The organism is Streptomyces sp. NPDC002669, assembly GCF_042889165.1.
Taxonomy (GTDB): Bacteria; Actinomycetota; Actinomycetes; order Streptomycetales; family Streptomycetaceae; genus Streptomyces.
This window is the reverse complement of sequence record NZ_JBIAQQ010000028.1, coordinates 15,997-37,041: the sequence shown is the minus strand read 5'-3', so window position 1 is coordinate 37,041 and position 21,045 is coordinate 15,997. Positions and strand designations below refer to the sequence as shown.

General features: G+C 73.1%; 18 protein-coding genes and 1 CRISPR repeat array. Of the genes, 6 read left to right on the top strand and 12 right to left on the bottom strand.

Annotated features, from left to right (window positions below; genetic code table 11):
• Positions 1–267 precede the first annotated feature (267 nt).
• The 5 genes from ACFYW1_RS31440 to ACFYW1_RS31420 all read right to left on the bottom strand — a co-directional run bounded on the left by ACFYW1_RS31440 (position 268) and on the right by ACFYW1_RS31420 (position 3,543).
• Entirely contained in the window at positions 268–579 is a 312-nt protein-coding gene (locus ACFYW1_RS31440; protein ID WP_389000801.1) for a DUF6087 family protein, read from the bottom strand.
• A 68-nt stretch (positions 580–647) separates the two neighbouring features.
• Positions 648–1,778, bottom strand: a complete 1,131-nt coding sequence (locus ACFYW1_RS31435) for a methyltransferase domain-containing protein (RefSeq protein WP_389000798.1) — start codon at positions 1,776–1,778, stop codon at positions 648–650.
• Entirely contained in the window at positions 1,778–2,176 is a 399-nt protein-coding gene (locus tag ACFYW1_RS31430) for a hypothetical protein (protein WP_389000796.1), read from the bottom strand. Before ACFYW1_RS31430 ends, ACFYW1_RS31435 begins: the two co-directional genes overlap by 1 nt.
• Before the next feature lie 388 nt (positions 2,177–2,564).
• Entirely contained in the window at positions 2,565–2,777 is a 213-nt protein-coding gene (locus tag ACFYW1_RS31425) for a hypothetical protein (protein WP_389000794.1), read from the bottom strand.
• 505 nt (positions 2,778–3,282) lie between these two features.
• Positions 3,283–3,543, bottom strand: coding sequence for a hypothetical protein (locus ACFYW1_RS31420; protein WP_389000791.1), 261 nt, complete (start codon positions 3,541–3,543; stop codon positions 3,283–3,285).
• A 3-nt stretch (positions 3,544–3,546) separates the two neighbouring features.
• On the opposite strand from ACFYW1_RS31420, the gene ACFYW1_RS31415 reads away from it, so the two are divergent.
• Positions 3,547–4,053: a hypothetical protein gene (locus ACFYW1_RS31415; protein WP_389000788.1), complete on the top strand. Its 507-nt coding sequence runs from the start codon at positions 3,547–3,549 to the stop codon at positions 4,051–4,053.
• 36 nt (positions 4,054–4,089) lie between these two features.
• Positions 4,090–5,421: a hypothetical protein gene (locus ACFYW1_RS31410; RefSeq protein WP_389000785.1), complete on the top strand. Its 1,332-nt coding sequence runs from the start codon at positions 4,090–4,092 to the stop codon at positions 5,419–5,421.
• A 350-nt stretch (positions 5,422–5,771) separates the two neighbouring features.
• A CRISPR array of direct repeats spans positions 5,772–7,216; the repeat unit is 29 nt; unit sequence GGGACCACCCCCGCACGCGCGGGGAACAC.
• A 296-nt stretch (positions 7,217–7,512) separates the two neighbouring features.
• Here ACFYW1_RS31410 and ACFYW1_RS31405 read toward each other — a convergent pair.
• The 7 genes from ACFYW1_RS31405 to ACFYW1_RS31375 all read right to left on the bottom strand — a co-directional run bounded on the left by ACFYW1_RS31405 (position 7,513) and on the right by ACFYW1_RS31375 (position 15,416).
• The gene (locus tag ACFYW1_RS31405) at positions 7,513–8,304 is read right to left on the bottom strand and encodes a sugar phosphate isomerase/epimerase family protein (protein ID WP_389000782.1); all 792 of its coding nucleotides are present in this window, start codon (positions 8,302–8,304) and stop codon (positions 7,513–7,515) included.
• Positions 8,305–8,344: 40 nt separating this feature from the next.
• Positions 8,345–8,962: a GAF domain-containing protein gene (locus ACFYW1_RS31400; RefSeq protein WP_389000779.1), complete on the bottom strand. Its 618-nt coding sequence runs from the start codon at positions 8,960–8,962 to the stop codon at positions 8,345–8,347.
• Positions 8,946–9,824, bottom strand: coding sequence for a S8 family serine peptidase (locus ACFYW1_RS31395; RefSeq protein ID WP_389000776.1), 879 nt, complete (start codon positions 9,822–9,824; stop codon positions 8,946–8,948). The genes ACFYW1_RS31400 and ACFYW1_RS31395 overlap by 17 nt, the downstream gene beginning before the upstream one ends.
• Positions 9,825–9,826: 2 nt before the next feature.
• On the bottom strand, positions 9,827–13,126 hold the full coding sequence (locus ACFYW1_RS31390; RefSeq protein WP_389000773.1) for an adenylate/guanylate cyclase domain-containing protein: 3,300 nt from the start codon (positions 13,124–13,126) through the stop codon (positions 9,827–9,829).
• 147 nt (positions 13,127–13,273) lie between these two features.
• Positions 13,274–13,474 (bottom strand): aroma-sacti cluster domain-containing protein, encoded by a 201-nt coding sequence (locus tag ACFYW1_RS31385; RefSeq protein WP_148836333.1) that lies wholly within the window; start codon positions 13,472–13,474, stop codon positions 13,274–13,276.
• On the bottom strand, positions 13,471–14,271 hold the full coding sequence (locus tag ACFYW1_RS31380; protein ID WP_389000769.1) for an iron-containing redox enzyme family protein: 801 nt from the start codon (positions 14,269–14,271) through the stop codon (positions 13,471–13,473). Before ACFYW1_RS31380 ends, ACFYW1_RS31385 begins: the two co-directional genes overlap by 4 nt.
• Positions 14,268–15,416 (bottom strand): radical SAM protein, encoded by a 1,149-nt coding sequence (locus ACFYW1_RS31375; RefSeq protein ID WP_389000766.1) that lies wholly within the window; start codon positions 15,414–15,416, stop codon positions 14,268–14,270. Before ACFYW1_RS31375 ends, ACFYW1_RS31380 begins: the two co-directional genes overlap by 4 nt.
• A 345-nt stretch (positions 15,417–15,761) precedes the next feature.
• Between ACFYW1_RS31375 and ACFYW1_RS31370 the strand changes: the two genes are divergently transcribed.
• The 4 genes from ACFYW1_RS31370 to ACFYW1_RS31355 all read left to right on the top strand — a co-directional run bounded on the left by ACFYW1_RS31370 (position 15,762) and on the right by ACFYW1_RS31355 (position 21,034).
• Positions 15,762–15,920 carry a hypothetical protein gene (locus tag ACFYW1_RS31370; protein WP_356933597.1) on the top strand — a complete coding sequence of 53 codons (159 nt, stop codon included), beginning with the start codon at positions 15,762–15,764 and terminating at the stop codon, positions 15,918–15,920.
• Positions 15,921–16,150: 230 nt separating this feature from the next.
• On the top strand, positions 16,151–17,542 hold the full coding sequence (locus tag ACFYW1_RS31365; RefSeq protein ID WP_389000762.1) for an MFS transporter: 1,392 nt from the start codon (positions 16,151–16,153) through the stop codon (positions 17,540–17,542).
• Between the two features lie 24 nt (positions 17,543–17,566).
• A complete protein-coding gene (gene lanKC / locus ACFYW1_RS31360; RefSeq protein WP_389000759.1) occupies positions 17,567–20,146 on the top strand; it encodes a class III lanthionine synthetase LanKC in 2,580 nt (859 codons plus the stop codon).
• Positions 20,147–20,260: 114 nt separating this feature from the next.
• Positions 20,261–21,034 (top strand): glycosyltransferase family 2 protein, encoded by a 774-nt coding sequence (locus ACFYW1_RS31355; RefSeq protein ID WP_389000756.1) that lies wholly within the window; start codon positions 20,261–20,263, stop codon positions 21,032–21,034.
• The last annotated feature ends 11 nt before the right edge of the window (positions 21,035–21,045 follow it).

Genomic DNA, 21,045 nt, shown 5'->3' with positions numbered 1-21,045 from the left:
CCTCATGGCCGAATTCGCTCCGCAAGCAGACGATTTGGGCCTTCTCCGCAGCAGGGCGGAATGTCCCAACCTCGTGGGAAGCACCACCGCGAAGCCGCCTGGTTCCACACAGAGCGCGGAGCACCCCCGCACGCGCGGGGACTACGAACGGCCCCTCCTCGCCCTGATCGTCAACCAGGGGCCACCCCCGCTGGCGCGGGGAACCTCATCCCTCGCAAGCGGACCCGGTCTTCCCCCTTCGGAGGCCGGGAGCGCTGCGTTGTCGGATCAGGGGCGCCAGAACTCCTCGGTGGGCCGCCACGGTTCCGGAGCAGATGGCAGCGCACTGGACTGCGGGAGACGAACACGCTCCGCTGCGTTTTGGGGGCCGGTCTCCTCCAGGGCTGCAGCATGGTCTTCGGCTACCCCGGAAGGAACCCACTGGTGCCCGTCCCACTCCAGCATTCCGCGCGTCGTAGCCGGGTCAACGTGACCGCCCCGCGCGGGGCCCTCACCGAGAGGAACCGCCCTGCGCGCACCGGGCGCGGGCCGGTGGGCATCCCGGCGTGCAGCCCACTCGTCCAACGGTTCGTCATTCACGGCGCTCCCCTTTCCTGCTCGTGATCGTCCAGTCTGCGCAGTCCCGGGCAACAAAAATTCTCGCCCGGTCACAGGGTGAGGGTCCAGCCCCCGCGGGACAGAGTCGTCGTCCCGTCCGGCGCAATGACCACTCGTGCCCCGTACACGGGCAGTTCACCGGTCTCGACCCAGTGCCAGCGGATCTGCTCCAGGACGTCGTACAGGCGGCGCGGGCCGCCCTGGTGAACGGTCGCCGTGCGGGCGCCCGGCATGGTCTCGGCACGGGCCCAGGAGCCGTCCGTGTGCAGCATCCACGACATCCGGGTGCCGTTGTCGTCGATACCGGTCCGATGCTCGATGCCGGGGACGTGCAGGGTGAGGGCCGACCACACCTCCCAGGCCTGCATGACGTCGAGCACCGGGAACGGCGAGACAGCGACGTCCTCGCCCTCCTGGCCACGGATCTTCTGGAACAGGGTGTCGAGCCGGGGCGGGTAGTCGGCACCTGACCGGGTCTGCATGAACGCTGCCCGGTCCCACTCGATCCGGCCGGCCGCCCCGCCGTCGTCGGTCTTGTCGGCGGTCAGGATCAGCCCGGTCCCCGCGATGGTTGTCACCAGGCGTCCCGCCGGCCGGAGCGCGGACAGCCAGGATGTGGGGATGCGGGGCACGGACACCATGGACACGATCCGGTCGTACTCGTCGGGCAGTTCCTCCATCGCGTCCTGGGTGACCGCCATCGGGCGGCGCCCGATGGCGGCGAGCCGGCCGGCGGCCGACTCGGTCAGGTAGCGGTCGACGTCCACGGTGGTCACGGCGCTGTCACCGAGCCGTGCGCACGCCAGCGCGGAGCTGTAGCCGGTGCCGGTCCCGACATCGAGGAGGCGGTGTCCTTCGCTCAGCTCCCCGAGCGCGAGCATGCTGACCACGAGGCTCGGCAGCGTGCTGGACGAGGTGGGCGTCCCGACCACCGGCCGGGGACCGGCCTGGTCGGCGTGGTGCGGGCCGACCTGGGTCACCAGGGTCCGGTCCGTGTACGCGGCCCTCGCCCACGTTTCCTCGTCTGCGGGCCCGTCAGACCTGGTCCACCCTTCGGGGCCCGCGGTGAACCAGGCCGGTACGCACAGATGCCGGGGTGTGTCCGCGACCGGCTGGTACCAGGGGGAGGACGGGCGCACCGCCGCACGGGCCAGCGCGGCAGCATGCGGTTTCCAGTCCATCAGGCAACTCCTTGCAGTTCGTCAGCGATTGCTGCAGCGATCGGAAGGCCGGTCGCCCCTTGGATCCAGTCCCACTGCCCGCAGGGGTTCACCTCCAGGAACCACCATCGGCCACCGGGGTCGACGATGAAGTCGGCGGCCCCGTAGGAGAGGTGCAGCCGGTCCATCAGGAGGCGCATCCCCGCGGCGATGTCATCGGGAACGTCCGTCGTGCTGTAGGTCAGCGAGCCGTAGTCGGACCGCCAGTCCACGTGCGCGGCCTCGCTGCCCGCGTGGATACGGCTCACGTTCCGCGCGGCAGTGCCGACGGTCCCGTACACGCTGAACGCCGCGAGTGACTGCACTCGCCCGGACTTGACGTCGATCTGCTGGCCGCGAAGTCTGATCCCCGCACGCACGCACGGGGACCACCCCCGCACGCGCGGGGACCACGTCTCGCGCGGATACGTGCCAGCTTTCACGGGACAGGCAATGCGTACGGTCGTTCGTGTATGTGGGCCGTGAGGCTGGGGTCGGTTGTGTCGGGAACCTCGTACGTCTTCGATTCCTCGGGTGCCACAGGCTGTCGGCAACGATCGCGCCTCACCGGCGGGCCTTCCGCCAGGCACGGGCGAGGTGGACAGCGGTCGGGCACGGTGCGCACCGGCAGGCGGCACACGCGCAGGTGTGGGTCACCAGAGCGCGATACGCCTCGTCGCCGGGCGGGTAGGTAGGTTCTGGCGGCGTGGTCACCGGTGGCAATCTCTTCTGTGGGTGGGCGGCAGCGGGGTAGTTGGTTAGGGCTGTTCAGCGGTGTTTCCAGGCGGCTTCGAGCGATCGCAGATACGCGGTGCGCCGCTTCACCCGCTCGAAGAACGTGGTTTTGTCGGCATCCAGTGCGGCCATCAGGCCCTGGTGCATTCGCCAGGCGTCGGCGCTGATCTCGTACGGGCACGCGGCACAGCGGTACCAGCCCGGCCGGGACGGCCCCAACGATCCGGCGCACTGTGGGCATGTCATGCGTCTCCACGCAGCCGGGTTGGCTGTTGCCACAGCCCCAGCACTGCCACCAGCCTCCGACGGTCCGGCTCATCTGGGCCCCGCATTTGCCGCATTGCACAGCGCCGCCTTCTCTCGGGTGGGCGGACGGTGCCCCGCTTCGGCAGTCGTCCTGACAGGGAAGAGGGGAGCCGACGGGAGTAATTGATGGCAGGGGCGTGTGCAATGCAGCTGTCCAGTGGTGCGGCCGCCCGCGACCGTCGCCCGTTCTCCGGGGCACGGGCGATGGGCCTGGTTCAGGCGGGTTGTGCAGCGGCACAGCGGCATCCGGTACGGGCCCTGGGGTGGGGCAGACGTCTTCATGGCGTGGTGGGTTCGCGCCGTCTGCACTGTTCACATCGGCAGGGCGGGTACGCGGCGGTCCGGTCCACGGTTGAGGCCGGAACGACCTCGGCCTCCGGCCGTAGGACGCGAGTGTTTCCGTACCGGTCGACCGCGTACACCTTGAGCGTCATGGTGGATCCGGTCATGGCGTGACGACCTGGGTGGAGGGTTGAGCGGTGAGGAGATGCGCGATGCGGGCAGCGCACCGCTGTTCGTGTCCTTGCTCGCCAATCTTGTGGCCGAAGCTGGTGACGTACGATCCGTCAACGACGGCAACCTCCTCGGTGAGCATCCCGTGCAGGGGGTTGCTCGCGTGGAGCCGCATTTCCGGTTCGAGGGCGACGACCTGCAGACCGTGTTCCCGTAGGTGGTCTGCCAAGCGTTGCAAGCCGTTGACATCCATGCAATGACGTTCTCAACCCCGGCGATCCAGCGGGATATGACGACCTATGACACGGAGTTGATCTTGCGTACGGTGGCGATCACGGGTACTCGCAACACGGGGCATCGGCCCCTGACCGAGTACGCCGACCTGTTCGATCGATACCTCGGTCCTTTCGCGCATGGGCACTTCTACATCGGTGGCGCTGTGGGCATCGATTCCCTCGCCCTGTTGTGGCTCGCGGACCGGACGGCGGCAGGCATCACGATCGTGGCCCCGGGCACCATGGACCAGCAGCCGGTCGAGGCGCGACAGGCTGTCGCTCGTACGAGGGATCGCATCGCGGAGATCGTGGAACTCGGTGCAACCGAGTTGCGTGCCCCGGCCTACCATGCGCGGAACCGGTGGATGGTCGACCACGCTTCGATGACCATCGGGTTTCCCCACGCCACAGAGCCTTCAACGGGCACGTGGCAGACGGTTGACTACACCGCGGAATGCGGGAAACCAAGGCTGATCGTGCCGGTGTGAGCCCTCACGGACACGGATTGCGCCACCATTGCCACCATGGGTGACCGGGCCGCGGGGGCGGCGACACTGAAACGGCTGCGCCACGGACGCGGTCTATCTCTCGCCGGCGTCGCGCGGGCGCTCACGCGAATTGCCGAAGACCTGCATCATCCGCGCCTTCCGGCGGTGGCGAGTGTGCAACGGTCCGTCGCGCGGTGGGAGTCCGCGACCCCCACGTTGCCCGACGAGCGGTACCAGCTCCTGCTCGCCCACCTCTACGCCCGAACTCCGGTCGGACAGATGGCAGTCGGGCCCGGCTCCGACCTGGTCGAGTTACTGGGTGCGCTGTTCGACCTCGGCGAGAGCGAAACACGTCTTGCCGCCCTGCGTACCGCGCTCATCCGTACAGCGACGGATACCGGCGGCATGCTCACCCTGCTGGCCCCACGTGTGCAGGCCGACCTTTCCGCCGCGTTGGCCGACCCGGGCCGGGCCGACGAGGCCGTGGCGGCCGGGCTCGCTGCGGTGGTCGACGAGGTCAATGCACAGGTGGGCGCCGTGCCCATGGTTCGCCTGCAACTGTTGCTCACACCTGTGGTCGACGCGTGCCTCCGGCTCCAGGCCGGATCGCTGCCCGACCCGGTGGCCGGCCAAGTGAGGGCAGTTGCCGTCACTGCGTGCACCCTGGCCGGGCGGCTCGCCTTCGAGACCCGCGACGATGATGCGTCCCGTTCCCTGTACGCCACCGCGACCACCCAGGCCGAGCAACTCGGCGACCCGTGGCGGTGCGCGTCCGTGCACATGAGCCATGCCCTTGTGACCATGTACTCGACGCCCCACCTTGCGGACGCTCAGGCACTCGTTGACAAAGCGGTACGCGCGGCACGCACCGGGGGCAGCACACGGGTTCGGGCGCGGGCGCATGCGCTGCAGGCCGAGGTGGCCGCGCGGGCGGGGTCGCAACGGCAGGCACGGGCGGCACTCGGGCTGGCGTGGTACGACATCGAGGGCATGGCCGACAGCGACCCGTCGGGCAGTAGCTTCTCAGCCGGGCATCTGCGGGGGTTCGAGGGGGTGTGCGAGCTGTATGCGGGAGATCCTGCACAGGCGCACGACAGGTTCGCCGGCTCGGTGGCTGCGCTGTGCGCGCCCCGGGAGCAGGTGCAACGGGCGATCGTGACGACCGATCAGGCACTCGCCCGGATCCGCATGGGCGACCCCCGCGCAGCAGTCGAGCTTCTTCACGAATGCGTGCTTGCCGCCGCGACGACCGGCGGCCGGGTACCGGCCATCCGCCTGCGCCGAGCGCGGACCGAGCTCCGCCCATGGAGGAGAGAAGCTTTCGTGGCTGATCTCGACGACCATCTCATGGACGTGCTGGGGGCCTGACCCCGAGCGTACGAAACCACCTCTGCGGCGGCCGCATCGGGAGCCAGCCTCACAGGTGCAGGTGTTTTTCCTCCCGTGGTTCGGGGCCTGTCCGTCGAAAGCGTGCACCAGGGGACGTACGGTGCCTTTTTCGGTCAACCTGAACAGCCCTGTTTTCAGGGCCAGCTCACTGGCGTCGACGGCCGTTTCCGCGCGGCCCGGGCTGCCGCAGTCAGCGAGGACAGGGGTGAGCTCACCGGCGCTTCTGTCCTCAACACTTCCTGCAGTTCGTCATGGCGGCCGTTCTCCCCTGCCGTCATGCGGTCAGTTCGTGCAGTCGAACGACCTGGCAACCCTGCCGCTCCTGCAGGGCGGATCACCCTGCAGGAGCGGGGACCACTGCATCGCCCCGCGCATTGTGTAGGAACTGGAGGCCACCCCCGCACGCGCGGGGAACACTCGGCGGTGTTCCACTGCTCCATCAGCTTCTGGGGACCACCCCCGCACGCGCGGGGAACACGCCCTGGTCACGAGTCCGATGAGATGGTGGGCGGGACCACCCCCGCACGCGCGGGGAACACATCTCCAACCTCGCTGGCCACATCGTCGGCCGGGGACCACCCCCGCACGCGCGGGGAACACGAACTGATCCCGCACCTTGACCGGGATGGCGTCGGGACCACCCCCGCACGCGCGGGGAACACACCATGACTGCCAGCTGGACTGCCTGGTAACGGGGACCACCCCCGCACGCGCGGGGAACACCCCGTCGGGTACACCACCGACGACGGGATCACGGGACCACCCCCGCACGCGCGGGGAACACCATTTCCTCGCCCGGCAGTGGCGTACGTTCGCGGGACCACCCCCGCACGCGCGGGGAACACCTCACGCGGTCCGGCTGGCTGGGAAGGGGCGGGGGTCGCTCGGGACCACCCCCGCACGCGCGGGGAACACGTCGACCAGCAGCGTGGCGCGCTCCTCGGGCCGGGACCACCCCCGCACGCGCGGGGAACACCGAACCCGATCCACGGCCACCCGCTGGTCAAGGCCCTGGGACCACCCCCGCACGCGCGGGGAACACCGGAACAGGCCGACGATTCCCGAGATCAGGCCGGGACCACCCCCGCACGCGCGGGGAACACGGTTCCGGCGTCAAGGGCGTTGAGCTGGGCCCGGGACCACCCCCGCACGCGCGGGGAACACACCCCGTACTGGGCCGCGTACGCCCGCACCCGGGGACCACCCCCGCACGCGCGGGGAACACAGGAGCCACCAGCCGCCAGCCGGGGGCGCGGCGGGACCACCCCCGCACGCGCGGGGAACACCGCGGTATCGCGAAGAAGGACAGCAAGAACCCGGGACCACCCCCGCACGCGCGGGGAACACTATGCGGGACCGACTCACCGCCTGAAACAGGAGGGACCACCCCCGCACGCGCGGGGAACACAGAAGGGGACTGCCGTAGCCGTGCTCGATGCGGGGACCACCCCCGCACGCGCGGGGAACACGTGTCCAGCCGGTCCCAGCGAGTCGATGCAGTGGGACCACCCCCGCACGCGCGGGGAACACCTCTACGACATCCCCCTGTGCCCCAACGGTGTGGGACCACCCCCGCACGCGCGGGGAACACCTCTCGCCTCTCGTCAGCCATGGCCTCGGCATGGGACCACCCCCGCACGCGCGGGGAACACCCCATCGGCAGGTCAGGAACAGGGACGACCTCGGGACCACCCCCGCACGCGCGGGGAACACCCATAGGGCGACCCTCCGCCCAGGGCACGTGAGGGACCACCCCCGCACGCGCGGGGAACACAGTTCGTGAGCTGCGGCGTTATCGCGGCAGGGTGTCGATTTTACTTACTTTCAAAGATTCCGACATAGCGGGCGCAAAGGGCATTCTTTTGGGTGGTGGATAGAGAGCCCGGGCAGAGCGATTGTCTCAGGCCGCCTCGCCCCGGCAGCTCTTCCTCATGGCTGGACTCGGTCCGCAAGGTGGGGATCGGACCTGCTCCACAGCGGAGAGCGGAATGCCCCGCCCGCGCAGGGAGAACTCTTCCCGGGCTGTGCCTTCAGCTGGCCTTGCCGGTTTTTCAGGGCACGCGGAAAGGGCTACCGCCCCCGCGTCGCGTCCAGGCTCAGCAGGTGTTCGCGGCCCGCGGTCAGGAGGGCGGGCAGTTCCGCCGCGGTCGGGTGCCAGCGTTTTTCGTATTCCCAGCAGACCCAGCTGTCCGGGTCCAGGGTGGCCAGGCAGGTGGCCAGGGGGAGGACTCCGGCTCCCAGGGGGAGGGGTTCGGTTTCTTCGGGGGAGGCGATGTCCTTCACCTGGACGTAGCCCAGGTACGGGGCCAGTACCGCGTGGCTCGCGGACGGGGTCTCGTCCGCCAGCCAGGTGTGCATGATGTCCCACAGGGCGCCGATCCGGGCGTGGCCGACCGTTCCGACGATTCGGGCCACGTCCGCGCCGGAGCGGTGGGAGTCGTGGGTCTCCAGGAGGATGCGCACGTTGCGGTCGGTGGCGTGCGGGGCGGCGGCGGCCAGGCGGCGGGCGGCGTTCGCGTCGGCCTCGGCGGGGGGCAGGGCGCCGCCGCCCGGGAAGACCCGGACGTTCTCCGCGCCCAGGTCGTGCGCCAGCTCCACCAGGTCGGCCAGCTCCTCCAGCACGGGCGCGTCGTCGCCCTCGGCGGCGGCCCTGACGTACCCGGCGACGGTCAGGATCTGTACGCCGCCCTTCTCGAACTCCTCGACCACGGCGGCCCGTTCGGAGGCGGAGAGGCCCGGGTGCACCGGCTCCTCCGGATGCGCCCGCAGCTCCACCCCCTGGTAGCCGTGGTCGACGGCGAGCCGGACGACATCGGCGATGGGCAGCCCCGGCACTCCGAGGGTGGAGAAGGCGAACTTCACCTGCGTGGTCCTTCCGTCGGCGGCGTCCTGCCCCCGGGGCTCAGCAGGGCTCCCGGAGCAGCTGCTCCAGACTACCCAGCAGCCTCAGCGCGTCCGCACGCTGACGCGGCCCCAGCCCCGCGCCGAGCCCCTGCGCGCCGGGGGCGGCCGGGGCGTACGACGCCATCCGCAGCGCCGCGGCGGCCTGCCGGGCGAACATGGCGAGCAGGTCCAGTTCCCGCATGTCCGTACGGGCGCGCGGCGACGGGTCGAGCACCTCCAGCACGCCGAGCACCCGCCCGTCGCTGATCAGCGGAGCCGCCATCAGGGAGTTGGGCACGAACTCGGTGGACTCGGCGAGCGAACGGTCGAACGAGGTGTCCGTGGTGAGGTCGTCCACCACCATCGGCTCGCCGGACGTCGCCACCCAGCCCGCGATCCCGCGGCCGGCCGGGAACCTGCGGCCCACCAGGAACTCCTCGCCCCGCCCGGACACCGCCTGGAAGACCAGCTCGTCGGCCTCCTCGTCCAGCAGGAAGACCGAACTGGCCGCCGCGCCGAAGATCGCACGGGCCACGTCGACGACGGACTGGAGGAGCTCGCGCCGGTGCGGATCGACCGGCGGGACCGTTCCCGCGGTGGACGCCGACGCGGACGCTGGTTCAGTTCTCGGAGTCATCGCAGACCTCTCCTGCCGGGGTGGGAAGCCGCGGACCGAACCGCACGTTGGCCGCGGAGAGATAAAGGGCGTTCTTGAGCTGGAAGGCCGTCATCCTCGGATGGGCCGAGAGGAGACGCGCGCACAGTCCGCTGATGTACGGGGTCGCGAAGCTGTTCCCGGTGGTGCGGATCGAGGTGCCGCCCAGCCACGGCACCGTCACGTTCTGGCCGGGGGCGAAGAACTCCACCGGCGGGTCGGGGTTGTAGAGGTGCAGGTCCGGGTCCTCCTCCTGGTGACTGCCCACGGAGATCACCGAGGCGAACCGCCACGGGTAGCTCTCCACCGGGGAGTTGTGCGCCGAGGCGACGACGACCGTGCGGTTGAAGTAGGCGCGGTCGGCCAGCGAGTGCAGCTCCTCGGCGAACCGGGCCCGGGTGGTGGACAACGACAGGTTCACCACGTCGAAGCCCTGCTCGACCGCCCAGCGCAGCCCGGCCAGCAGCACGTCCCCGGTCCCGGAGAACCGCTCGCCCAGCACCCGTACGCTGTGCAGTTCGCACTCCGGGGCGGTCCTCCGGATGATGCCCGCGCAGGCGGTGCCGTGCCCGCAGGAGTCCCCGGTGTCGGTCGGCCGCACCTCGGTCCCGCCGGTCTCCGGGTCCTTGACCACCACCCATGAGCCCGCGACCGGGCCGACGCCCGGATGGTCGCGCTCGACGCCCGAGTCCACCACGCAGACCCGTACGCCCCGCCCGGTGCCCGGCAGGGCCCCGCCCCCGGGGCCGGGGCCAGGGTCCGCGAGGACCGCCACGTCGTCGGGTCCGCGCCCCCGCAGACTCCAGGTCAGTCCCGGCCCCGGTGCCGTGTCCGTGGTCGTCATCCTCAGCTCTTCTCCGTCGTGGCCGACGCCGGACCGGCGACGAGCCGTGCGGCCCACCGCTCGCCCGGCAGATGTCCCTTCTCCGCGAACCCCTCCCGGGCCCCCCGCGCCGCCGCCGCGGCCCCCGCCGCGTCGCCCAGCAGCGCCAGCGTCCGCGCCCGGTCCAGCGACGCGGTGGCCCGTACCAGCGGGGAGTCGGTCAGCAGGGAGTCCCGCACGGCACGGTCCGCGTGGCGCAGGGCCGCCTCCGCGTCCCCGGCCCCCGCCGCCAGCCGGGCCCGCAGACCCGTCAGGTCCACCCGGTCCGAGTGCGGCAACGACCGCTCCTCCCCGACCCCTTCGAGCCACGGACCCGTCTCGCCGGGCCGGCCGTCGTCGAGCAGCAGCCGGGCCGCCTCCAGCGCGATGGCCGGCCGCATGGACCGGGCCCCGCCGCGCTCCGCCGCCCGGTCCGCCCGCACGAGCAGGTCCAGGGCCGGGCCGGTGCACCCGAGCAGCGACTCGACCGTCGCCCGGAACACCGGGAGGAAGACCTCCGCCTCCGCGTACCCCAGCTCGTCGGCCAGTTGCTCCGACTCGGCCAGGCACTCCCGGGCCCGGTCCGCCCGGTCGTGGAGCGCGTACAGCACGGCCAGCGGGCAGTTCAGCGTGGTGCGGACGGCCGGACGGCCGGCGCCGTGCGCGGCGAGCAGGTCGCGGCAGCGGGTCACCGCGACCGGTACCGGCTCCGGGCCGCGCCACAGCGAGATCCCGATGGCGCCGAGCGCCGCCGCCCGCTCCGGCTCCGCCTCGGCCCGCACCGCGTGGTCCAGGGCCAGGGTCAGATCACGGTCGGCCTCCTCGTGCCGGCCCGCCAGCTGCAACCGCTGCGCCAGCCGCAACCGGGCCCGCGCCTGGCCGACCCAGTCCCCGGCGGACTCGAAGAGCGGCAGCACCGACCGGGCCGTGGCCGACACGCTCACCGAGACCGGGTCCAGCACCGCCAGCGCGAGCCGGGCGTGCGCGGCCTCCACCGGCGCGGTCCCGATGGCCAGCACCTGTCGCAACAGACGCTCCCCGTCCTCGGAACGGCCCAGCGCCAGACGCACCTCGCCGAGCCGTCGCAGCGCCGGTGCCGCAGCCGGATCACCGGCCGGGTGCAGGGCCACGGCACGTTCCAACAGGCCCTGCGCCCAGTGCAGATCGGAACGGGCCAGGGCCTGCGCACCGGCCGAGGCGAGCGCGGCGGCGGCCCGGACCCGCAGGGCGGCGGCCCGGTCGTCGGCCAGGCCCAGCTCGGTGCGGTACCGGTACGCCCGCTCCAGATGCCCGCCGACCGCAGCCTCGCCCGCCGCCGTCACGCTGGGCAGCTCGGACGCCCAGGCGTGCCGCTCGGCCTTGGCCCGCTTCGACAGCGAGGCGTACGCCACCTCCTGGACCAGGCCGCTGCTGAACCGGTGCCGGCCCGCGCCCGGTTCGCCGCCCGGCGCGGTCTCGACCAGCCGGCGCCCGCGCAGCCGGGCCAGCGCGCGGGCCACCCGGCCCCGGTCGTCCTCCGGAGCGGAACCGTCGGGGTGTGCGGCCGGTGCGGGCCGGGGCGTGTGCTCCGCCTCCCGGGCCGCCCGGGTCAGCCGGACGAGTTCCGGCGCGGTGAAGTCCCGGCCGACGACCGCCGCCAGGTCCAGGGTGGCGCGTTCGGCCCGCTCCAGCGCGCCGATCCTGGCCCCCAGCAGCGCCTGGAGGGTCGGCGGCAGCGCCGCGCCCCGTACGTCCCGCGCCCCCTCCGCCCCCGGGCCCGCCGCGTCCACCGGATCAGGGCCCGTCGGGACGAGGAGCTGCTCCAGGTAGAGGGGGTTTCCCTCGGCCCGGTCGTACAGGTCGTGGCCGTGGGCTTCGGAGGCGTGCGGGGTACGGGGGCGGGGGACGCGGCCCCGGGCGTCCGGGCCGTCCGGGGCCGTCCCTGCGGCCGGGCCCGCCAGTTCGCGGATCAGCAGGGCGGCCTCGGCACGCGGCAGGCCGGTCAGCGGCAGGATCCGGGCCGTCCCCGCGGCCGGGTCGGCGGTGGCCGGCGGCCCGTCCGGGCGGCCCGGACACACGATGAGCCCGCCCGCCCGGCCCAGCGGTCCGGCCAGCCGGTTCACCGTCCGCACCAGCAGCGGTTCGGCCCAGTGCCAGTCGTCGACGACCAGCAGCACCGGCCGCCGCTCCGCCGTCCGGGACAGCACGGTGACCAGCGCGGCGCACATGTCCTCGAACGGGGCGTTGGGCGTGCCGTCGTGCAGCAGACCGCCGCGCAGCAGTGCCCACGCGTCCGCCACCGCGGCCCCGGACCGCCCCGACGCCCCGGCCGGCGCCTCCCGCAGCGCTTCCCGGGCGAGGGGCGAGCCGAGCACCTCCCGTACCGCGTCGGCCAGCGGCGCCAGGGTGCCGTGGTCCCCGTAGCTGCGGCAGCGGCCGGTGCCGACGACCGGCCGCCCGGGGCCGTCGAGGCCGGTCAGCCACTCGCGTGCCAGCCGGGTCTTGCCGATCCCGGCGTCGCCGACGAGGCGGACCAGCCCCGGACCCGCCCCGCGCGCCGTGTGCTCCAGCGCCTCGTCCAGCGCCGCCCGCTCCGCGGCGCGGCCGATGAACGGCACGTCGAAACGGCGCAGCAGCTCCGGGTCGTCGGCGCCGAGCGCGATCAGCCGGTACGCGTGCACGCGGTCGGCCTTGCCCTTGAGCCGCAGCGGTCCCGTCTCCTGCACGACCACCGTCGGACCGGCGGCCTCCAGGGTCTGCGGGCCGATCAGGATCTCGCCGGCCGCCGCGTTCTGCTCCAGCCGGGCCGCCACGTTCACCGTCTCGCCGGAGATCAGCGCCTGCCGGGTGCTGGCATCGGAACTCGCCACCACCTGACCGGTGTTGACACCGATCCGGATGTCGAGCCGGATGCCCAGGGTGGCTTCCAGCTCGGTGTTCAGCCCCGCCAGCGCCTCCCGCATGCCGAGCGCCGCGGCGAGCGCCCGCCGGGCGTCGTCCTCACGCATCACCGGCACCCCGAACACCGCCATCACGGCGTCGCCGATGAACTTCTCCGGGGTGCCGCCGTGCGCCTCGATCTGCTCGCTCATCACCGCGAAGTAGCGCAGCGTCACGGTGCGCAGGGTCTCCGGGTCCAGCAGCCCGGACAGCGCCGTGGAACCCACCAGGTCGCAGAAGACCGCGGTGACCAGCTTGCGTTCGTCCTCCGGCGCCGCGGCGACGGGCGACGGGCACGGGGTGCCGCAGGACGGGCAGAACCGTGCGGCGGCGGGCAGCTCGTGCCGGCACGATGTGCAGTTCATCAGCGCTTCCTCTCTGCTTGGCCCGGCCGGAGCGGCGGGCCGGGTCACGGGAACCGGCCCGCCGCAGGGCGGGTCCCGACGGAGCGGGACCCGGGTGCCCCGGGGCGGACGGCGATCGTCGTCCGCCCCGGAGTCCGTCGGGCGGCCTCAGAACAGGGCGCCGCCCGCGATCTCGCCGTGTGCCTGCACCTCGGGCCCCACGGCGTCGAGCCGGCTCTTGATGTCGAGCAGCACGGTCAGTTCCTCCGGGGCGAGGTCGTTCAGCACCTGCCGCTGTTCGTCGGTGAGCAGATCGACGGCGAACCCGGCGCCGTACAGCACGGCGAGCCGGTCCGGTGGTTCGGTCATGTCTGGCCTTCCATCGAGACGGACCGCCCGGCTTCCCGCACCGGCGGCGCCGGTCCGGTGCGCCCGAGCCGGACGAACAACTGGGTGAGCGCGTCCGTGGTGTGCAGGGCGCTGACGGCCACGGCCGCCTCCTGGCCCCGCGACAGCGGCAACCGGTCGAGGAGTGCGTACAGTTCGTCGGCATGGCCGTCGTCGAGCCGCGCGTGCTCGTGCACGGTGCGGAAGGCCGGTGCGGGCAGCCCGGTCAGCCGGGCCAGCCGGGGCGCGAGCCCCGCCGCCGGGGCGTGCCCCTCCAGCACGGCGATGTAACCGAGCAGCGCCACCGGGTGGTGGTGCTCGATCCAGTAGTACTGGGCCCCCGCCAGGGAGGCGACGAGCGGCGGCGGGACCGGGTCCAGCGCGGCCCGGGGGCCGCTGCCCGCCGCCGTCAGGTCCTCCAGCAGCCAGGCGTCGTGCTCCGCCTCCTCCCGGATGTGCCCGTCCAGATAGGCGGCCAGCGGCGCGCCCAGCGGGTCGCCGCGCCGGGCCAGCAGCCCGGCCCGGTCGGCGGCCCGCTCCATCAGCGGTACGGAGGCCCGGATGACCGTGTGCATCGCGCACAGGTAGGCCCGGTAGCGGGGCAGCAGCCCCTCGGGCCGCCACAGTCCGGCCGCCGAGGCGCGCAACGCCGGTTCGGCGAAGGCGAGTTTGACCCGCAGCCGTTCGGAGGCCGAAAGCCCGCGCCCGCCGCCGCGCGCCGGGAGTCGCGTCGCGACCGGTTCCGCGGTGCGGCCCGGCGGCTGCGTCACGGGGCTCATGTCCCGGCGCCTTCCGCCGCCGGGCGCGGGGACCAACTGCCGTCCGCCGCCGGGTGCGGGGGCCGGCCGCCGTCCGGGGCCGTCACCAGGTCGGCGTACGCGGCGCAGCCGTGGCGGCGCACCAGCGTCACCGGCCCCTGGTCGTGCTGCCGGCGGGCGGCGGTCAGGTCGAGCAGCGCGCCCGCCGCGCCCGAGGCCAGCGCGTCGGCGGCGGCGACCACCTCCGGCAGTTCGCCCAGCCGCCGGCAGTCCCCGCAGTAGGAACCGGCCGGGGTGCCGGGCGACCAGCGCCGGCGCAGATGGGCCGGGCCGACCGTGCGCACGAGCCGCAGCAGCGGCGACCCGAGCGCCCGCGCCCGTACGGCGGCCCAGTCGTCCCGGGCGATGTGGCCCAGCAGCAGATGGGGCGGTACGGGGCGGCGGTCCACGGTGTCCTGGTTGCAGCAGGCCAGCACCGTGCCGTCGAAGGCGACCACCGGCCAGGCGGCCATCGCGCACGGCAGCACGCCCCCGCCGTCCGGCACGGTGCGGGCCGGGCGGGCCCAGGACGCCGCCCGGCCGAACGGCCGCACCTCGTTGACCAGGGACGGCACCGTTCCGCCGAAGGTCCGGTCGATGTCCGCGGTGACGTCCGCGAGGTACGGGTCGTCCTCCCCGGTCCCGGTGAGGTGGAAGCTGACCGCCACCCCCAGCTCGCGGATCTCGCGCACCGCGCGGAACACCGCCGCCCGGGGCACCTCCCGCTCGTGCGGCAGGTCGAGGCTGGCGGAGAAGTGGTCGAGCGTGCGCACCACCCGCCGTATCGGGGCCGGAAGGCCGGTCGAGAGACCGTGGGACCGGGCGAAGAACATGCCGCTGAGCAGCGCGGTCCGGGTGCCTGCGGCCCGTGCGGAGCGGGTGAGCGAGGCCACCAGGTCCGGCCGGAGCAGCGGTTCGCCCCCGGTCAGCATCAGCACGTCGGGCCGGTCGGCGGCGGTGAACGAGGAGACGAAGCGCTCCAGCGCGTCCGCCTCCGGTTCCTCCCGCACCTGCGGCCCGGAGCCGGTCGAGCAGTGGGAGCAGCGCAGCGGACAGCGGCGGGTGAGGGTGACCAGCACTCCACCGGCCGGGACCGGCCGCAGTCCGACGAGTTCGGCGAGTTCCACCGGCCGTCTCCTTCGGGCGTAGGGGTGCGGCGCGCGGCCGCCGTGCGCGGGTACAGCGTCCCGCCGGGCGGTTCGGCACCGGTCCGAAACCGGTTCGGAACCGGTATGGCCGCAGGCCGGCCCGGGCCCGGCGGACCGCCACCAGGACCGCGAACCACCCGTACGACCTCGTCCGCCCCCGGTGAACTGCCGCGATACCGCCGCCATACCGGCGTCGAACCGTTTGCCAGGCCGGGGCTCCTAACTTTCTGGTCAGCGGCAGGCACCCGCCGACCGCAACCGGAAGAACCGGGCCAGCCCCGGAACGACCGGACCACAGAGTCGTACGAGTGGACGGAGACCACCATGGCTGAGAACACCAAGCCGGCCGGCGACGAGAACGAGACCCCCGAGGTCGAGGCGCACTCCGTGCTGGACCTCCAGGAGACCGCCGCCACCATCGAGCCCGGCACCGGCACCGGCAGCTGCGTCAGCGTCGTCAGCGTCGTCATGTCGGACCAGTAAGGGCTGACGACCGGATCGTGGTGCCACCCGGGGAAGGAAGTTTCCCCGGTGGCGCCCGGTCGGCCGAAACGGGGCGGCTCCGTGACCAGGAGACCGCCCCGCCTCGATTTTCCGGGCCGGGCCCCGCACGCACCGGTCCCGCGTTCACCGGGCCCCGCCCCCGCCGGACCGTCGCCTCAGCCGGGCCACCGGCCGGGCCCTGTCCCCGAATCACCGACCGGGAGCCGACGATGGCCGCCTCGTTACGAACCAACCGGGACTTCCGACTGCTGTGGATGAGCGGTCTGTTCGCCGTTCTCGGCACCCAGATGACCGCACTGGCCCTGCCGCTCCTCGTGCTCCGCGAGACCGGATCGGCCGTACAGGCCGGTGCGATCGGCACGGTGTCCATCACCGCGCTCCTGATCACCATGCTGCCCGGCGGGGTGATGGCCGACCGGGTGGAGCGCCGCAGGCTGATGCGCCTGTGCGACCTGGGCAGTTTCTGCGTCGTCGGCGCCCTCGTCGTGGCCGTGTGGCTGGGGCACGTACCGCTGCCCCTGGTGCTGCTGGTCGCGGGCGCGGGCGCCGTCATCGGCAGCCTCTACGGGCCCGCCGCGTTCGGGCTGATGCGGACCGTCGTGCCCCCCGAGGACATGGGGACCGCGACTGCCCGGCTCCAGGCCCGTACCGCCACCGCGCGGCTGGTGGGGCCGATGGTCGGGGGCGCCCTGTTCGGGCTGCACCCGGTCCTGCCGTTCCTCGCCGAGGCAGTCGGGCTCCTGCTGTCCACCATCTGCGTGGCCCTGGTGCGCACCCGGTCCAGGGCCGAGACCAGGGCCGGATCGGCTTTCAGCAAGGCCGAGTTGACCGCCGGGCTCTCGTTCCTGTGGCGGCTGCCCTATCTGCGGACCGTGCTCCTCGTCTTCGGACTCGGCATGAACTTCGCCTTCGGTGCCCTGACGTTCACTGCGCTGACCGTCTTCTCGGGCGGCGGAAAGTCCGGGCTCGGCGGCGGCACCGTGGTCACCTTCATCTCGGCCGGGGCCCTCGTCGGCGCGCTCCTCGCGCCCCGGCTGCGCCCCGAACGGCACACCTGGGCGCTGATCACCGCAACCTGCTGGCTCTGTGTGGCGAGCGCCCTGGCCCTGGCCTGGATCCGGGTCCCGTTGTTCGCCGGGCTGCTCTGCGCCGCCTGCATGTGCCTGTCCACCGTGGCCAGCATCGGCTTCCTCTCCACCCTGCTGGTCGTCACCCCCGGCAATCGGGTGGGCAGGGTGCAGAGCGCGGCCGGCTTCCTGTCCTCACTGGTCCAGCCGTTCGGTCCGCTGGCCGGGGGCGCGCTCCTCACCGCCTTCGGCAGCCGGACGACGTTCGGGGCGATCGCCGGGGTCCTCGCCGTGTCCGCCGCCGTCGTCACGTTCGCCCCGTCCGCCCGGCCCGGCCCGGAGGCGGTCGCGGCGGCGGAGGCGTCCGGGCGCTCCGGCTCTTCCGAGCCGTCAGGACCGCCCGAGCCGTCAGGTTCCCGCGACTCCCGCGACCTCTCCGACTCCTCCGCGGACGAGGTCGTCGCGCACGGAACCCCCGAGGACCGCACCGGGCCCCCCGAGGACCGTCCCGGGACCGGCAGCCCCCGCCCCTGACCACGAACCAGCAGGAGGTATGCCGTGCCCGGCATCCAGGAGACCCAGCTGTACTGCCTCGCCGACCGCCGCTACTACGAGACCCCGGCCCGGCTGCCCGACGAGGAGACCCGCTACCCGCTCGACCGCGCCGAACCGCCCGCCGGCTGGCGGCGCGGCACCACCGGCCTGTGGACCGTGCTGCACCCCGCGTCCGCCGAACTGCCCGAGCAGGGCTGGAAGATCCACATCTCCACCGTGCCGGAGGAGGCCGAGCGCACCCTCGCCGACACCGCCCGCATCTGCCTGGAACAGGGCGTGACGTTCAAGTTCCTGCGCAGCGGCCGTGCCCTGCGGCTGATGTCGGCGAAGTACATGAACCGGTCCAGCGCGGGGAAGTTCATCACCGTCTACCCCGAGGACGAGCCCGCGCTCCTGAAGCTGCTCGACGCCCTGAGCGAGGCCCTGGAGGGGCGCAGCGGACCGTACATCCTCAGCGACCTGCGGATCGGGAACTCTCCCGTGTACGTCCGTTACGGCGCGTTCGTCGAACTCTGGTGCAGGGACGACGAAGGGGAACGGGTCCGCGCGATGCGTCACCCGTCGGGCGAACTCGTCCCCGACGTCCGGGGCGTGGCCTTCCGGATACCGGAGTGGGTCACCGTCCCCGAGCCGCTGCGCCCCCACCTCGCCGCCCGCGCCGCCGCCCGCGACGACGACTTCCCGTACGTGGTCACCAAGGCACTCCAGTTCTCCAGCGCGGGCGGCATCTACCTGGCCGAGCACCGCACCACCAAGCAGCAGGTGGTGCTGCGCGAGGCCCGGCCGCACTGCGGACTCGACCCCGCCGGGCACGACGCCGTCACCCGGCTGCACCGTGAGCACCGGGCCCTGACCCGGCTCGCCGGACTCGACTGCGTGCCCGAGGTGTACGGGGTCCGCACGGTCTGGGAGCACCACTTCCTGATCGAGGAGTACATCGAGGGCGCCACCCTGTTCAACGAGATCGTCGAACGTTTCGCCCTGGCGCGCGGCGAACGCACCCCCGCCGAACTCGACGCCTACTCCCGCTGGGCGCAGTCCGTCGCGGACGGGCTCGGCCGGGCCCTCGACCTCATCCACGCCCGCGGGCTGCGGTTCGCGGACGTGCACCCCGCCAACGTCATCATCCGCCCCGACGGCCGGGTGGCCCTGATCGACTTCGAGTACGCCACCGACCTCGACGACCAGGACACCCCGCCGGCAGGTGCCCCCGGACTCCAGGCGCCGCCCGGCTTCAACCGGAGCGGGGCCGAGACGGACGCCTACGGGCTCTGGGCGATCTGGCTGCACACCCTGATGCCGTTGCTGGAGGTGGCCGAACACGACCGGGGCAAGATCCTCACCCTGGAACGCTGGGCCCGTGCCCGGTACCGGCTGGGCCCCGACGCGGGGCCGCCACGACCCGCCGCACTCGCCCACGGCCTCCCGGACGACAGCGGCGAACCGACCGTGGACGCGCTGCTGCGCGGCCCGGTGCCCGACTGGCCCGGCATCCGCGAACGGCTCGTCGCCGGCATCCGCGCCGACGCCACCCCGGAGCGCACCGACCGGCTCCACCCCGGCGACCTGACGGGCTTCGCCACCGGCGGCGCCTGCGCCGCGCACGGCGCCGCCGGGGTGCTGTACGCCCTGGACCGGGTCGGCGCACCCGTCCCCGAGGAGCACGTCGACTGGCTGGCACGCACGGCGCTCCGCCGCGATCCGGGCGCCCCCGGCGGACTGTTCGACGGGCTGCCCGGCATCGCGCTGGTGCTGTCCCGGCTCGGCCGCCGCGAGGAAGGGCGCGAACTGCTCGACCGGGCGCTGCGGGCCCCCGCCTCCGCCTCGGCCGACCTGCTCACCGGCAGGGCGGGAACGGCACTGGCGGCCCTGCGGCTCGCCTCCGAAGGCGCGGGCGGCGACGGCACGCCCGATCAGGAACTGCTCGACCGGGCCCTGCGGACCGCCTGGGAACTCGACTCGCTGGTCCGCGGCGAGCACGTCGACGACCTGGCCGCCCCGCACTCCGCCGGACTGCTGAGCGGCCTCTGCGGAGCCGCGCTCCTCCAGCTCGAACTGTACGGGCGCACCGGTGAGGACTGGCTGCTGGACGCCGCGGGCGCGGCACTCACCAGGGAGGCCGGGCACTGCGTGACCATGCCGGGCGGCAGCGTGCAGGTGAAGGACGGCAAGCGCCATCTGCTCTACCTGGACCAGGGCAGCAGCGGCGTGGCCCTGGTCGCGCAGCGCTACCTGGCCCACCGGGAGGACCCGGCGCTCGCCGCGCTGCTGCCGGGCATCGCGCAGGGGTGCGTCCTGGAGTTCGTCCGCGAGCCGGGACTCTTCCGGGGCCGCGCCGGACTGGTGGCCACCGCCCACCGGCTCGCGGGCGGGGAACCGGGCCCCGAGGTGCTGGACTCGGTGCGGAACCTCTCCTGGCACCTGGTCGCCGAACAGGACCGGCTGCTGGTCCCGGGCGCCCGGCTGCGCCGCTTCTCCGCCGACCTCGCGACCGGTGCGGCGGGGCTGCTGCTGGCCCTGCACACCCTGTTCGCCGCACCCGAGGAGCGCCCCGACCTGCTGGACGTGCTGACACTGGGGTGACGAAGAGGCATCGCCGGGTCCGGCCCGGCCCGGTTCGACGCCGGGCCGGGCGTCTCCTGCCCGATCGCAATGCTTGAATGGAACGACGTTCCTGGTCGAGCAAGGAGAAGCACTGTGCCCCTGGTGTCCGTGGTGATGCCCGTGTACAACTCGGCAGCCACTCTCGGTGCGGCGGTGCGGTCGGTGCTCACGCAGACCCACAGCGACCTGGAGCTGCTGATCACCGACGACAAGTCGTCCGACGACTCCATGGACCTGCTCATGGAGTTCGCCCGGCAGGACGAGCGCGTCCGGCCGGAAGCGGCACCCGAACAGGGCGGTGCCGGCCGCGCCCGCAACCTCGCCATCCAGCGGGCCCGGGGGGACTACGTCGCCTTCCTCGACAGCGACGACATGTGGCTCCCGGAGAAGACCGAGCGGCAGCTCGCGTTCGCCGCGGCGGGCGATGCGCCCCTGACGTTCACCTCGTACTTCAAGATGGACGCCGACCATGAGGGCGAGAGCACCGATTTCGTCCCGAACGGGCGCGTGATCCGGGCGAGGGAACACGTGGACTACCGCGCGATGCTGGTCCGGGACTACATCGGCGCGCTGACCGCCATGTACGACCGCAACGTCCTCGGCACACGGCTGATGCCGGAGATGCGGAAGCGGCAGGACTACGCCCTGTGGCTGTCGATCATGCGCGACGGCGCCGACGCCCGGGGCCTGGCCGAGCCGCTCGCGGTGTACCGGGCCCACCAGGCGGGGTCGCTGTCCTCCAACAAGCTGTCGCTGGTCCAGTACAACTGGGAGCTGTACCGCGAGCACGAGGGGCTGTCGGTGCCCCGGGCGACGCGTGCGCTGGCCGGCGCCGCGTGGCAGTCGCTGCGCAACTCGCGGATCTAGGGACTTCCGTC